This window comes from Photobacterium andalusiense (genome assembly GCF_900185625.1).
Classification (GTDB): domain Bacteria; phylum Pseudomonadota; class Gammaproteobacteria; order Enterobacterales; family Vibrionaceae; genus Photobacterium; species Photobacterium aquimaris.
Genome location: NZ_FYAJ01000004.1, coordinates 23,072 through 38,397 on the forward strand (window position 1 = coordinate 23,072; position 15,326 = coordinate 38,397).

9 protein-coding genes are annotated in these 15,326 nt (G+C 37.9%); all 9 read right to left on the reverse strand.

Annotated elements, in window-relative coordinates; all coding sequences use genetic code 11:
- Positions 1 to 151 precede the first annotated feature (151 nt).
- The 9 genes from PAND9192_RS11100 to PAND9192_RS11140 all read right to left on the reverse strand — a co-directional run bounded on the left by PAND9192_RS11100 (position 152) and on the right by PAND9192_RS11140 (position 15,304).
- Complete coding sequence (locus tag PAND9192_RS11100; RefSeq protein ID WP_087853868.1) at positions 152 to 1,129, reverse strand: ChaN family lipoprotein; 978 nt, start codon at positions 1,127 to 1,129, stop codon at positions 152 to 154.
- A 107-nt stretch (positions 1,130 to 1,236) separates the two neighbouring features.
- Positions 1,237 to 2,067 (reverse strand): 23S rRNA (guanine(745)-N(1))-methyltransferase, encoded by an 831-nt coding sequence (rlmA, locus tag PAND9192_RS11105; RefSeq protein ID WP_060997387.1) that lies wholly within the window; start codon positions 2,065 to 2,067, stop codon positions 1,237 to 1,239.
- Between the two features lie 121 nt (positions 2,068 to 2,188).
- A complete protein-coding gene (locus PAND9192_RS11110) occupies positions 2,189 to 3,463 on the reverse strand; it encodes a sigma-54-dependent transcriptional regulator (protein WP_087853869.1) in 1,275 nt (424 codons plus the stop codon).
- Positions 3,453 to 5,837, reverse strand: a complete 2,385-nt coding sequence (locus tag PAND9192_RS11115) for a sensor histidine kinase (protein ID WP_087853870.1) — start codon at positions 5,835 to 5,837, stop codon at positions 3,453 to 3,455. The genes PAND9192_RS11110 and PAND9192_RS11115 overlap by 11 nt, the downstream gene beginning before the upstream one ends.
- A 279-nt stretch (positions 5,838 to 6,116) precedes the next feature.
- Positions 6,117 to 6,623 (reverse strand): YfbU family protein, encoded by a 507-nt coding sequence (locus tag PAND9192_RS11120; RefSeq protein WP_087853871.1) that lies wholly within the window; start codon positions 6,621 to 6,623, stop codon positions 6,117 to 6,119.
- Positions 6,624 to 6,934: 311 nt separating this feature from the next.
- Positions 6,935 to 8,689 carry a formate--tetrahydrofolate ligase gene (locus tag PAND9192_RS11125; RefSeq protein WP_087853872.1) on the reverse strand — a complete coding sequence of 585 codons (1,755 nt, stop codon included), beginning with the start codon at positions 8,687 to 8,689 and terminating at the stop codon, positions 6,935 to 6,937.
- 556 nt (positions 8,690 to 9,245) lie between these two features.
- Complete coding sequence (gene pflA, locus PAND9192_RS11130) at positions 9,246 to 9,986, reverse strand: pyruvate formate lyase 1-activating protein (RefSeq protein WP_087853873.1); 741 nt, start codon at positions 9,984 to 9,986, stop codon at positions 9,246 to 9,248.
- 137 nt (positions 9,987 to 10,123) lie between these two features.
- The gene (locus PAND9192_RS11135; protein WP_087853874.1) at positions 10,124 to 11,338 is read right to left on the reverse strand and encodes an EAL domain-containing response regulator; all 1,215 of its coding nucleotides are present in this window, start codon (positions 11,336 to 11,338) and stop codon (positions 10,124 to 10,126) included.
- A gap of 9 nt (positions 11,339 to 11,347) precedes the next feature.
- Positions 11,348 to 15,304, reverse strand: a complete 3,957-nt coding sequence (locus PAND9192_RS11140) for an ATP-binding protein (protein ID WP_159458237.1) — start codon at positions 15,302 to 15,304, stop codon at positions 11,348 to 11,350.
- Between the last annotated feature and the right edge of the window lie 22 nt (positions 15,305 to 15,326).

Below are 15,326 nucleotides of genomic sequence, written 5' to 3' on the forward strand. Positions count from 1 at the left end.
AGTTGATGACTATTCAGGCAATAAACAGGTTGTTAAGGTATAATTACTGAGTAACCTAGAGATATAGCTGTTATCTCTCTTTGAACCCCAACTGCTTGGCCGCCGATGGGGTTCTTCTCTTTCTGGCGTTAGTGATTTAATTATTTTGATGTTATTTGTAACATTTTAAATCACTATTTCTCTGCCCCATGGCTTTCATAGCCGCCATCATTTTATCTTTTTGTACATACCGTTGTGGCAATGGCTGCATCTTTACGGTGAAATCTTGTGCATCAGCATCTAGCGATATTTGATCTGACACCGGAGTGACCATCATTACTTTTAGGGTCGGATTACGCGCTTTAATGCGTGATGCTGTGCCTAATCCTTCCATGGTATGAAATCGACCAGCAACATGAATAATTTGTTGGTGAGGATGGTGGCTTAAATAATCAACCATGCTTTCTGCCATAGTGTCATCCCACGTTGTTTGGGCTGCAAATTGACGCTTAGTTTGGGCTTCATCGCCATGATGCATTGAGGCGATAAAAGTTTGTTGATAAGCGTCCATGGTTAACGTTAATGAACGCGCAGCCCATAATCGTTCATTAGGAGGGAGCTTATTAAGATATTCAGCCCCTTGACGTCCAACGCAGCGCACAATCGATTTTGGTGCATTTGCTGCAATCACATTTAATTTATTCTGCTTTGCAAATTCGACTAATGGCCGATAATCACTGTCGTAATTTGGCCATGCATTAGCTTCTTTTACCAAGGTTTTTTCACCAATATTTCCCGCTAAATAGTCATTAACGATTGCTTGTTTATCACGAGTAAATTGTTCCATTGATAAGGTCAAATGTGGATTTTGCTGGTAAAGCGCCGCCATTAATTGAGCTTGCAAAAGGTGGGCAGCAGGGTGGCTATGCCATTCACCGACTAAAATAATGTCAGCAGTTGCTAATGCTTGCGCCAATTGGGTAACAGAGAGTGATTCGCCTTGAGGGCTAGCTATGGTGTAATCATACAAGGTTGCTGTGGTGCGAGTGGTTGTTACTGTGCTAGAGGCGGGTGAAGTATTGGTTGCTGGTGGTGAAGATGCACAGCCAACCAATAAGCTTGCAACACCTAAATACATCAATGATTTCATTATTATTATACCGACAAGAAAACGATAAATAATAAATGCAACGATATTGATTATCAATAACAAATGATAATCAATATCGTTTATGGCATTAAAGGTCTTAAAATACCTTAACGACGGCGATAAACACGAATGGCAAAATCAGCTTCGCAGCTAAAATTTTGCGCTTGTGCAAGTTGTTGCCATACCTGATCCGAGGTTTTCCATGCAAACGGGGTCATTTGCATTAATGCCGTTGCTTCTTCACCACTTAAGGTCATGTCATAGTGAAGTTGCTGATCTGCAACTAATTCAAAGCCTTCAATATTTTCTACTGGTACATCATGTAAGTTTACACCGTTATAAATCAACTCTTTAAGTTGGTATAAATGACGTGGCGCAGGTGTTACCGCAACCAAAATTCCGCCTGGTTTTATTGCTCGGTTTAATTCTTCACCTTTGCATGGGGCATAAATGCGTACCACACCATCAAAAAAGTGATCGGCAAAAGGTAAGCGATGACTTGATGCGACACAGAAATCACAATCATGGTAGCGCTTAGCGGCATATTTAACCGCAACTTTGGAAATATCTAGCCCATGAATGCTGATATCTGGAAATTGTTGGCGCAGTTGTACAAATTCAGAGGTGTAATAACCTTCACCACAACCAATATCAAGCAGTTCTGTGGCGGTAGGCGGTAACTGTTGACGTAATTGCGCCATGACGGCATCACGCAATGGTTGATAATGATCAGTATTAAGAAATAAGCGTCGAGCCTGCATCATTTCTTTATTATCACCAGGATTTTTCGAACTTTTATGATGTACAGGCATCAGGTTTACATAGCCTTCTTTGGCCTGATCAAACTGATGATTATTACTACAGCGGTATGATGTTGATGATGTGCTGTGAGCATCCATAGTAAGTGGCAGGTGACATAAAGGGCATTGATAAGACATGTAATAGACCAAAGCTGAAAAACAGCCGTAGAGTGTAATGGTTATTAGCGATTGCCGCTAACAGATTTTGAGTATAAAAAAACAAGCCCTCATCACTGAAGGCTTGTTATGTCATACATGATTAACTCGTGGTGCGTACTTTATATTCCGCTTTATCGAGTCCATGTTTTTTCATTCTTAAATACAACTTCTTGCGTGGTATTTGTAAGTATGATGACACTTCATTAATACGCCCTGAAAACAGATATAACGCATCCTCAATCACTTGTTTTTCATAGCCATCAACCAAATCATCCAACGGACTGCTCATTTGATCTAACGGTTTAGAACGCTCTTGCCCTGCGAGTTTAACGATACCAATGGCATATAACTCAGCGACGTTTTTAAGCTCTAATACGTTTCCTGGCCACTCATAACGATTTAAAATAGCCAAATAAGCTTTATCAATTGCAGGAATTGTTTTATTGAGTTTCTTACAACTTTGCTTAATGTAGTGTTTAAATATCAAAGTGATATCACTACTACGTTGACGCAATGTTGGTAAGTTAAATCGTACTTGGCTTAAAAAGTAGAACAGTTCTGGTAAAAATTGCTCAGTTTCAACCGACTCAGTTGGATCACCATCAAATAGCGCGATAACACGAACTTCTTTTTTACCTTGGCGTTCTTGTTCAAGTAAAAAACGGCATAACCATTGCTGAGTTTCAATCGGCATATGGTGAGGATTACATAAGCATAAACACCCACTGCGCGCTGAAATCATGCTGCGCTGTAAATCAGGCGTGCGAGTAATGTTAGCTGCATTTACCTCAACAAAAGGCCCATTACTTAATTGGCTATTTTGGTGAAGTAATTTTGCAACAGTATGACGGCCTGTACCACTTTCACCTTCAATTAACACATCTTTGGTTGTTAGAGCGATGGTTTTTAATTGATCACGAATTTTAATAATTAATGGGCTTTCTCCCAATAATACTTCGGCAGTCGTGGTATGTAAGGTGTTACGTTGCTCTATAATTTGGCGACGCTGAGGTAAATACTTCTCAAGTAGTGTAATCAACTCTTTTGGCTGCAAGGGTTTTTGCAAAAAGTCGACAGCGCCTTTTTTAAGTGCGCCAACAGCCATTGGAATATCACCATGTCCAGTAATAATAATGACAGGTAACTCATGATCAAATTGCTGAATTTGAGCTAACAATTCCATACCATCTAAACCGGGCATGTACATGTCAGATACAATAACACCAGACCAATTACGCTTTAGCATTCCCAATACTAGCGTTGGGTCAGTTACGCTTTGTGCTTTAAATCCAGCTATTTCAAGTAGTTCTTGATAGGCCTCGACAACATCATGATCGTCATCAACAATCAGTACTTCAATATCATCACTTATCATATTTATTTAACTCCAGTACGACCATTGCTCCACCTGATAAGCTAGAGGCAAGGAAGATTTCACCCTTTAGTCGCGTCATAATTGAACCACAAATACTTAACCCAAGGCCTAACCCAACATCCTTAGTGGTGGTAAAGGGAATGAATAATTTTTTAATGATAGCGGCATCAAAACCATCACCGCTATCATAGACTGCCAATCGAATTTTATTCGCAGGGCTATCTAGTTGAATAATTTTTATCTCTCGTTGTTCACAATGCGCCACTGCATCGCAGCTATTGACTAATAAATTAACCAATACTTGTTCTAATTGAACCTGATCGGCTAGTGCAAACAGTGGCTGCTCAATCGTATTTACCATTGTTGTTTGTTGTAGTTTGGCGCGACTTTCAACCAATGTTAATGCTTGTTTGATTGAATCTTGAACCTCAACTTCACTCAATGGCTTAGCTGCAGATTGTTTTTTAGCAAAATTTCTAAAATTAATGATTAGTTTACTCATTCGAGTAACTAGATCGTCTATTTTTGTCAGATTTTGAGGTAGATTTTCGTATTTTTTGTGATCAAGTGCAAGTTTGGCACTGAAGATTCGCGTCGAAATCGCTGATAGAGGTTGATTAAGCTCATGCGCAAGTGATGTCATTGTTTGACCAACGACGGCCATTTTAGCTGCTTGAATTAATTCATCTTGGGTTTCGATTAAATCGCCTTCAATCCGTTTACGATCTTCTATTTCATCTCGTAGCTGTTGGTTGGTAATGGTGAGTGATTGCGTTTTCTCAGCAACGGTATTTTCTAACCAGCGGGCAGTCGTCTCTTGTTCGGTAATATCCGTCATCGTTATAATAACTTTGTCGTCATTACCTTGAGTGAAAATACGAAAATCTAACCGTAAATATAAACTATGATGGTGTTTAGTGACTAGTTTTACTGTCATATTATAAGCACCATTACTCATTAATGGGCCATTAGGCGTGAATAAATGCTGTAATGTTGTTGTGACTGAATGGTTGAATAAATCCCAAACTTGATGTTTTTTGGTCAAATTACAAAAATTTAATTGTTTTAATGCCTGTGGATTAACAGATTCGACTATTCCGCTAAGATCGCAAGTAATAATACTGGCTTGAGTATTATTGATTAAATTCAGAGCATTTGAATTTTGAATTTCTTGCATTTGGTGGCAAAAATAGCGCAAATTATCACCTAAGATACCAATCTCATCAACGCCTGTTGTTTGTATATGTGCATTAAGATCACCGCTGGCAATGGCCTGTAAATCTTTACCAAGTAAGTTTAAGCGTTTAACCACACCACGCCCTACCAAATAAATTGATAAAATAATACTGAGGATAATAGTAATAAATACCACCCCAAATAGAACTAAATTACTGATCCAAATAGAATGACGAGTTTCACCATTGAGTTTTGATAGTGCATTATCAGCATGATTCACTAAGGTTTGAATGATATTTTCTTGTTGCGTTAATTTGCTCTGAATATTACGTTGTGCCTGAGTGATGTTTATATTGTTTATATTATCTTGGGTTAATAGTTTTTGCAGTTTACCATTAGGTATAACTAACTGAGTAAACTCTTGTTGTAATTGTCGGTACGCAATTGTTGATGGATAATTATTTAATTGCTTACTGATTTTATTGAGTGCTACGATTTTTTGACCAATAGCGTCAAATGCAACATTAATGTCGTTATGTTGACGATGTAGAATAATATCTTCAATAAGTTGATGTAATTCATTTTCATTAACAGTTATTGCTTGAATAACCGAAAATTCAGTCATAACATTTTTAATATTGTTATCGTGAATAAGTGGCGATTGTTGAGGATTATTTAACAGTCGCATCATTTGCCATTCAATTTCTAACCGCAACGGTTGTAATTCATCAATAAGGTCTTGATGTAGCCACTTAATCGTATTCTCAGTTTGTTTTAATGCAAATTGCTGAGTATTTCTTTGCTGCAATAAAGCAATATAACTATCAATGTTAGCAACTAATTGCTGCTGACCTGATTTTATTTTTGGGTAGTAATATAAACTGGATATGTTATCTATTGATTGATGAATATCTTTCAAAATAGAGACGATATTTTTCTTGATAGCTTTGTGCTTGAGTGGATTGGTATTTATATCTAATGCTACTAGTGCTGCTTGTAATTCAGCAGTGCTGCGCTCTAAACGATAACTCGCGCGAAGGGTTGGCATATTTTCATTAGCAATTGTCTCTATTTGTTGGCTAAGTTTTTGCCATGTTAGAGCAGCAATAACACTGACGCTGATGGTTAAAAATGCCATTAATATAATCGCTAAGGTCAGACGACTACCGATAGTATTATTTTTTACGCAATGAATCATGGTTATTTTATATTCCATTGATAATGGCATTTTGCTAATAAAATGACTCTTATCGATCAATAATTAGCAGCAAAGAAATAAAATGATTATACGTAGTGATTGCAACGATCACTAATTGTTTTTATAACAAAGGTGATACTGTTATTAACATGAGGATAGGGTGTTATTCTTAGGCGATGTAAGGGTTACAAATTGGTTTTTTGTTTTTATAGGATGAGAATATATTTAAATCAATAAAACCGAGTATATAGACTCGGTTTTATTGTGCGAATAATTAATTTAGGCAGTAATTATCTGTTGGATTTCGCTGCATGATAAATGGTAATGACGAGGGCATGCACGCCAAATTTTTAGCATACGTAGATATTTTTCAAGCATTGGTACGTGGCTATTAAATTGGTGTTCATTTTTAGGGAACTGTGGATATAAGCCTTCATCATTGGTTAAGAAACGAACGTAGTTGACTAATTTAGCTTCGGTAATGACATCAAATCCCAAAAATTGTAGTCGACGTTGATCAATATCTTTGGCACCATCACAGCGGCAATCTTCTAAATTAAATGATTCTTGTAACGCGTGGTACATTTCCATGATTTCAAGAACTTGTTTACATTCGTCTTCTGATACTTCACCAAAATCTTTATCAAGTTCGCGCATTTGTAAACAATAACCACGTTCAACAATCTTTTGCAGGCGATGATATTTATCGGCATTTTCTGGTGTCAGTTTTGCCATAATGTAGTATTGGTTTGATAGAATTAGACGTTGAGCGTTAGTCATATCCATTGCAGTAAGCCTCAAATTTTTTATAGATTACACTCACTCAGTTTTTATTATTCACTGTGGTGAGGGCAAGAAATATTTATTATGAGCGTGAGATTAGCAGGTTGGGTGTAAAATAAAATGATCTGACACCACGAATAGGCTTTTTTTTTGTTAGTGAATGTTATTCATTTGATATAAAAGTAAATTTTTTATCTGTTTGATTTTTATTGAAAACCATTTTTTTTGTAGGCTTATTTATTATGATGACTGATGATAAAACAGCATTGGTAGTAAGTACAACCTACCAATACTGTCGTCGTTAATGAGGAAAATTAACTTAGGCCAATGATATTGCCATCAGCATCGAGATCAAGGTTCATGAATGCTGGTTTTTCAGGTAAACCAGGCATGGTCATAACATTACCGCACAAGGCATAGATAAAGCCGGCACCAGCACACAGTTTTAGCTCTCTAACTGGGACGGTGAAATCTGTAGGCGCGCCCTTGATATGCGGCTCTGTAGTAATCGATAGCGGTGTTTTTGCCATACAAACCGCGAGATCATTAAAACCTTGAGCCTTTAATTGGGCTAATTGGTGAGTTGCTAAAGATGATAGTTCAATATTTTTAGCACCATAGCCAACTTCAGCTACCGCCATTAATTTCTCTTCAATCGTTTGATCTAACGTATAAAGCGGTTTGAAATTAGCTGGAGTTTTACAAGCATTAACAACGGCATGAGCAAGTTCAATTGCGCCATCACCACCTTTTGCAAATGCTTCACTTAAGGCTACATCGACATGGACATTAAAGCTTGAGTTTAAAATTAACTGTTTTAGCTGCTCAAGCTCTTGATCGGTATCTTGTGGAAAACGGTTAATCGCAACCACCACTGGTACGCCATATTTAGCGGCATTATTGATATGCCAACGTAAATTTTCAAACCCAGCCAGCAGTGCTTTAGTATCAGGTTCAAAAATGCTGTCAGGTAATGCTTGTCCTGGGCGTAAGTCATACAGCCCTGAATTTGCTTTAAGGCCGCGTAACGTTGCCACGACAACGGCACAGTCAGGCCCTCTATTTGCCTGTTGAGCTTTGATATTGCAGGCTTTCTCAAACCCCATATCGGAACCAAAACCACCTTCAGTTACCGTAAACTCACTTAATTTAAGTGCGATTTTATCGGCAATGATCGAAGAGTTACCATGGGCTATATTAGCAAATGGTCCTGAATGAATAAGGGTGGGCACGCCTTCTAAGGTTTGCATTAAGGTTGGTTCAATTGCCTCACACATGGTGACGGCCATCGCTCCCGCAACTTGAAGATCTTCAGTAGTAACAGGCTCTCCGTCGAGATTATAAGCAACGACAATTTTACCTATCCGTTGACGCATGTCGGCTAAATCTGTCGCGAGCGCTAAAATAGCCATTAATTCAGAAGCTGCTGAAATATCAAATCCATCTTGACGCTCAAGGCCATTAATGGTTTTACCTGCTTCATTTTGACCAATAGTGATCATTCGCAACGCGCGATCATTGTGGTCCATAACCCGCTTCCAACTAATATTATTAATATCAATCCGTAGTGCAGGTAAGCCAGTATGGGCAGTAAAAGTCTCATAACCTAAGCGATCTTCATGGTAGAGGCGAGCATCCACTGCGGCAGCGGCAAGGTTATGGGCAGCAGTAACAGCATGAATATCGCCGGTTAGGTGTAAGTTGAGTTTTTCCATTGGTGCAACTTGACTATAACCACCACCGGCAGCGCCGCCTTTAACGCCAAAAACTGGTCCCATTGAAGGTTGGCGAATACAAGCAAAGACTGAGTGATTAATTTTAGCTAACCCTTGTGCTAAGCCAATGGTTGTGACTGTTTTACCTTCACCTAATGGGGTTGGTGTAATGGCGGTTACGAGTACCAGTTTACCTTCAGGTTTATTGACTAAGCGTTTTAATATCGCAGGTTTAACTTTAGCTTTTAAACTGCCTTGAGGCGTAAGATCTTGTGCTTCAATACCGGCATTTAAGGCGATACGATCAATAGGAGTAAGTAACGTAGCACGGCAAATTTCGATGTCGCTTTTCATGAGAGCTTATTTCCTCATAGGCAGAGAGAGTAATACTAAGATTGTTATTTTTGGGCGCTATTGTAATTGCAGATGGTTACTTTTTATTAAAGCAAACGTTTGCTTTTGGTTTATACCATAATTTTATCATGGATAAATATCATTTTATGGTTTTTTAATAGATGCTATTGCTAATTGGTAATGAATAAACAGTGAATATTTTTATTTTGTTGTGATAATGGAATATATTATTCCATTATTAGTTATTGGTTGTTTTTTGCTCTGCCTTTACAGTAGACCTAACATAAAAAAATGACCCTGATCAATTAGGGTGTAAATTTAGTAAAGGAAGTTATTATGCAAGAACAAGAGCCTGTAACGAAGTGGCAATACACCTTACCTATTTCATTATTTATTATGGTGGCACTCATTTCTTTTCTTGTTGTTATTTTACCGCTGTCCCGATAAATAAACGTTTTTTAAGTATTAAATAGAAAAGAGCGACTTATCTAGCACCTGTAGAGGTAAAGATAAGCCGCTCTTTTTGTATGTTACGTGATGGAATCACGGCATAAAATTAGTACATTACTTTTTTGCCATAGCTAGCAAGAATATTCTTGATCGTTTCCATGGTTTCTTTTTTCGGTGGCTGAACCCCTTTTAGCGGGTATTCATAGCCAAGCGCTTCCCACTTGTGCTCACCAAGCTGATGGTAGGGCAGCAGCTCAATTTTTTCGATATTGTCCATATCTTTAATAAATTCGCCAAGCAAATGTGCTGAGCGCTCATCATCGGTGTAACCTGGCACAACAACGTAGCGAATCCACGTTTTTTGACCTCGTTGATGCAGATAGCGTGCAAAATCAAGTACACGTTTATTGGCTACGCCAACTAGATCTTGGTGAATGGTGTCATCCATTTGTTTAAGATCAAGCATAACCAAATCAGTGGCATCTAGCACTTCATCAACAACATCGGTATGTTTACGAATATAGCCATTAGTATCAAGACAAGTGTGGATACCTTCAGCTTGTGCAGCACGGAAGAAATCACGGACAAATTCTGGTTGTAGCATAGCTTCGCCACCAGAAGCGGTAACACCGCCACCAGAAGCGTTCATGAAGTGACGATATGAACGTGCTTCATGCATTAATTCTTCGATGGTAGCTTCACGACCGTCATGGGTATCCCATGTATCACGGTTGTGACAGTATTTGCAGCGCATTAAGCAACCTTGCAGGAATACAATAAACCGAATTCCTGGCCCATCGACGGTTCCGCAAGATTCGAAAGAGTGAATACGACCTGTTACTGACATTGTTTTATTTCTCCGCATACTGCGTTTTATTTATATGTTATTTTATTACAAAACGATGTCTGAATATAGCGAAAACTCTGGATTGTTAATCAACTTGACCTTGTTGTCATGATTAATATTGATAGTGGTTTTATTTGCTACATCATCTCTTTAGAGAGTGAATCATTAACCAGTTGTTGGCTTCGTTGCTGCCACTGCGTATGCCAAATTGGAATTTGACTAACAGGCAGTGGTGGAGAAATAAAGTACCCTTGAGATAATTCACAGCCCATTTTTTGTAACTTTAACCACAAGGTAATATCTTCTACACCTTCTGCAATGGCAACTAAATTAAGACGTTGTGCTAATAAGAGGCAGGTCTCAATAATTACCTTAGCAGTATAATTAGTCGGCATTGCTTGGACGAAACTAATGTCTAACTTTAATGATTTAAACGGCAAAATATCAAGTTGTTTAAGTGATGAATAGCCGGTACCAAAATCATCAATGGAAAGATTAAAACCATGCATGCCTAATCGTGCTGCGGCTTCTAGTGCTTGTCCTGGTGATTCAAAAATATCTGACTCTGTTAATTCAAAATACAGCCAATGATGAAGCTGTGGATGTTGGTGATGAAGGGTTAATACCGTATTAATAAAGCTACGTTCAACTAATGTATTAGCTGATATATTGACGGCGACTTTGCGGCCACCCAAAATTGTTTGATGTCTAATAATATGATTAATAATCAGTAATGCTAGCTGAGTATCTTTGCCTAAATTGGCTAAAAGCTTAATAAACTTTATAGCCGGCACAATGCCATGATCTGGATGAATAAAGCGGATTAAGGCCTCACTCGCCACCCATTCACCAGTTTTCAGATTGACAATCGGTTGGTAATAAGGGCTTAGGTAACCAGCATGTAAAGCATCAATAATATCTTGTTCTTTAATTTCTTGCTGTAGCAGAAGCGGTGGATTGGCGGGCTGTAAATCATTGCTAGCCAGCGTCAATAATTGCTTGAGTTGATCAAGATGGGTCGGTTTAACTAATGTTCCTAATAGATTGAGGTCGTAGTTTTTACACATTTTATTAACGCTATTGAGCACTTCTGCATCTAACGCACTGGTAATAATAATCTTACCGTTAAATCGCTGCTCTGCGAGGTGACCAAGAAAACTGATGCCATCCATTTGTGGCATATTGAGATCGCACAATAATAATTGTGGCTGATAATTTTTCATGATTGCTAAGGCGTCGATGCCATTTGCTGCACAATGTATTTGATCTAAATTAGGATCGATCAGATGAGCTAATTGGGTAGCAAGAACTTGACGTTGAAAGTCATGATCTTCAATCAATAATATGTTCATATTTCGATCCTAATTGCTATGAATTTGTAGGGATAATTGTTTGATTAATTTTTCAATATCAGTGTAATACGACTGTAAGTCAGTCTTGTTTGTTTGAATTTTTTGAGAGCATGATTCAAGCTCATTAGCAACCTGTGCTAATTGATGAAAAGCCATCATTCGTGCAGCCCCTTTGATGCGATGACTGACCATAAATATATTATCATTATTTTGTTGTGTGATAGCGGTATTTAGTTGCTCTAAATCATCAATACAAGCGGTCAAATATTGTTGGAGCAATGTCTGACACAACTCTTTATCACCAAAAATCAGCTGTAATTCATTGATATCAACCATCATCATTGGTGTTGATGCCGGTGGTGACTCAATATTTTCCTGAGGTGATTGTGGTAATATTTTAGTCGGATTCATTGTTGTTGATGGTTTTAGCCATCGAGCTAATACTGTTTTTAACTGTTGCTGTTTTAAGGGCTTAATTAAATAGTCGTTAAATCCCATTGCTCTAAAACGATCAGTATTAGTAAGGGCATTAGCGGTAACAGCAATAATCGGCAAAGTATAACTTGTGGTGTGTTGTTGTTCTTGCTCTCGAATTGTTTTTGTCAGCTCATAACCATCCATTTCAGGCATATGGCAGTCGGTTAATAAAAGACTGTAATTATTGTTGGCTAAGGCGACTAACGCTTGTTTACCATTATCAACAATATCAACGGCATAATTGAGCTGCTCTAATTGTTGCTTAAGTATCTGTTGGTTTATTGGATGATCTTCTGCCACCAATACATAACGATTTTCAGCGATAGCTTGCTCACGAGTAAGAGGAGCTAGGACAGTCGATGTACACTGACTATCATTATCATAAGGTTGAAACGGTTGAGTTAATGCTCGATATAGCTGGTTAGGCAGTAATGGACTCAATGAAATGTTACGGGCATTGATGTTGGAAGTAAGCATTACATCTGCTGAAGTAATGGTGATCCAATTTACCGACGGCAAGTTAATCGCAATCCAATTTAAATCAATATTATGCTCAATGACCCATGATTGAGGAACAAACAGTGTATCAATGCATTGTATTGATACCGCGGCTGCCAGTTGTTCTTTGGTGGTCGCGGTTAATACCGTAATTGGACATTGCCAAGCTGTCAGGTAATTGATCAAAATCGAATCATTTACCATGGCTAATAGTCCACAGTGTTTGTGTAATGACTTAGTTTCAGTTGGCTGACAAACATCAAACCCTAGTGTAATAGTAAAGCTTGTGCCTTGATCTGGCTGACTTGCCACCGTGATAGTGCCACCCATAAGTTGGATCAATTGGTGACAGATTGAAAGTCCTAACCCTGTTCCGTCATAACGGCGAGCACTGTCTTGGTCTAGTTGCTCAAAAGGTTGAAATAATTTATTGATATCTTGCGCAGAAATACCAATGCCAGTATCAGTAACTTTAAAACTAATGATCTGCTGGTTATCATGTTGAGATAATAGATTTATCTCAAGTTTAATCGTGCCGCTAGCAGTAAACTTAATCGCATTATTGAGTAAGTTATTAAGTACCTGTTTAAGACGCATGCTATCAAAGAGTAAACTGTGGGCGATATTAGGATCAATCCATAATTTAAAGTCGAGCCCTTTTTGCGCGGCATGAATAGCATGGGGCTGCACTAAAATTGTGGCAATTTTAATGAGTTGTTTATTACGCATATTGAGCTTGAGTTTTTTCGATTCAAGCTTTGAAAAATCTAATACATCGTTGACGATATTTAATAAATTTTCGCTTGAGAGGGTGAGGTTTTGGTGGATTTGTTGTAATTCAGGTTGTTGTGAATAAGGCTTCATTAAATCCAATAAACAAATAATGCCACTGATCGGGGTGCGAATCTCGTGACTCATCATCGCTAAAAAACGTGATTTAGCAGTCGTTGCTGCTTGTGATTTTTGTTTAGCTGCGGTTAATGCCAGTTGTTGGTGTTTTAACTGAGTGATATCAATCAAAATACTGTTCCACTGCCAGCCTGTTGTTGAAGGCGTTATTTGGCAACGCAGTTCAATCCAACGAGAGTTATTGCCTTCTTGCGTATTTAGCTGAAGTTCTGTTCGCCAATAGCCTTGCTTGACCGCATTACGCATCGCAGTAAGTAAGGTTTGATAATCATCGCGTAAAGCCATTCGCTGTTGCAGCAATTTGGGAAAAAAATAAAATTTACTTGCTGATGTGCCGGTAAAATCAATGATTTTTTCACTCATAAACAGGATATCAATATCCATAGGATCATCACTTTTTTGGTGATGCTGGATTAATACGCCATCAAAATTATTGGTTAAGTAAGTTAATTTATCTTCAACTGCTTTACGGTGTTTTATTTCATTGGTTAAGCGACGGTTCCAAACCGTAATCGCACCAATAATACAGCAAATCACTAACCCAAAAATGATGATAATTGTCACTAGCTGATGGTAGTTTCCATCAGCTTTAAGCGTTACTGTGTGCCATTTTTTTTGAATATCATCGAGTGTTTCTGGAGGGAAGGAATCAATCGCTTTATTAAAAATATTACGCAAAATTAAATTATTAGGCTCAACGGCAAAAGCGACGTTAAGAGCATGATCATCTAACTGGCTTGCGACGATTTTTAATTGTCCTAAAAAATTATCTTGAATCAGCAAATGGGCATTTGAGAACGAAATTGCACCATAATTAATCTTGCCATCGGTAACAGCTTTGAGGATTTCGAGTTTGGTTTTAAATTGATGCACTTTCGCTGTCGGGTAATATTCTTGAACAAGTTTTGCTCCAAAACTTGATGCTAGTACGCCAATAGTGTCGCTTGAATCAATACGTTTTAATTTTTTATGATTAATACGATCGATCATTACCCACTTATCTCGACTATAAGGCACAGTGAAGGCGACCTCTGTCTGACGTTTTCTTGTCGTGACAATAGCGGCAATAATATCAATTTTATTATCTGCTAATTGCTGTTTAGCATCTTGATAATTAGCGATCGGGGTAATGGTCGCTGTGATGTTTAACTTTTGAGTAATATGCTCCAGTGTCTCTTTGAGTTGGCGTAAAATAGTGTCGTTAATACCTAGTGTCACCGATATTGGGAATTGATAACCAATACGAATATTTTTGTGTTGCTGTAAGTAATTTGTTTCGGCTGCGGTTAAATGCAACTCATGGGGATCTCCCAACATTTTTTTTTGTTTATTTGTCAGCCAATGATCATAAATCTCAGTCAGTTCTGATTCTGGTAATTGATCATAGGCTTGGTTTATCTTGTTGATAAGCGAACGGTGATTTTTAGTTGCTGTGATATACAACCGCTCAAAAGGAAGATCTGTTAAGGGCGAGAAAGATAACGAATGCTGTAAATCACCATAAGTGTATAAATTTTGTAATATTAAACCATTGCCAATATAAGTATCTGCCAAGCCTTTCTTTACAGCATTCAGTGCTACTTTAGTTGATGGCATAGAAAGAATTTGATCTGCTAATTGCATATCAACTATTTTTTGTTCAATAGCAAAACCATTTTCAATACTAATGATGGTGTTTTTTAGGTCGGATAGTTTCGTATGCTTTGATGAAGCACTAAGCATTGCAAATGAAGTACTTAAAATAGGATCGCTGAAAATCATATATTTTTGACGATCTAACGTTGGAGCAACACCAATCAATAAATCGACTTTATTACGCTTAAATGCCGATACCATCTCACTAAAGCTTGGGTAGCAAATACTTCGAACTTGATAGCCAGCTTTAGCTGCTATTGCATCCATTAGCGACGGCAGTAAGCCAATAATCTTGTTATTTTTTTTAAAAGCTAACGGTGCCCAGTTAAATGAGGTATAGCCAACAGTGATAATCGGCTTTTCTGCGATGTCACTTGATGGCTTGGCATGAACACTAAAACTTAATATTAACATTGTTAACGTTAGCCATAATGTGAAAATTCGCATTGATAAATACCTAAAATAACAA

What these genes read in the sequence shown, in the direction of transcription:
- PAND9192_RS11100 (WP_087853868.1), bottom strand. Translation starts at nt 1,129, where the DNA reads ATGAAATCATTGATGTATTTAGGTGTTGCAAGCTTATTGGTTGGCTGT.
- rlmA (WP_060997387.1), bottom strand. Translation starts at nt 2,067, where the DNA reads ATGTCTTATCAATGCCCTTTATGTCACCTGCCACTTACTATGGATGCT.
- PAND9192_RS11110 (WP_087853869.1), bottom strand. Translation starts at nt 3,463, where the DNA reads ATGATAAGTGATGATATTGAAGTACTGATTGTTGATGACGATCATGAT.
- PAND9192_RS11115 (WP_087853870.1), bottom strand. Translation starts at nt 5,837, where the DNA reads ATGATTCATTGCGTAAAAAATAATACTATCGGTAGTCGTCTGACCTTA.
- PAND9192_RS11120 (WP_087853871.1), bottom strand. Translation starts at nt 6,623, where the DNA reads ATGGATATGACTAACGCTCAACGTCTAATTCTATCAAACCAATACTAC.
- PAND9192_RS11125 (WP_087853872.1), bottom strand. Translation starts at nt 8,689, where the DNA reads ATGAAAAGCGACATCGAAATTTGCCGTGCTACGTTACTTACTCCTATT.
- pflA (WP_087853873.1), bottom strand. Translation starts at nt 9,986, where the DNA reads ATGTCAGTAACAGGTCGTATTCACTCTTTCGAATCTTGCGGAACCGTC.
- PAND9192_RS11135 (WP_087853874.1), bottom strand. Translation starts at nt 11,338, where the DNA reads ATGAACATATTATTGATTGAAGATCATGACTTTCAACGTCAAGTTCTT.
- PAND9192_RS11140 (WP_159458237.1), bottom strand. Translation starts at nt 15,304, where the DNA reads ATGCGAATTTTCACATTATGGCTAACGTTAACAATGTTAATATTAAGT.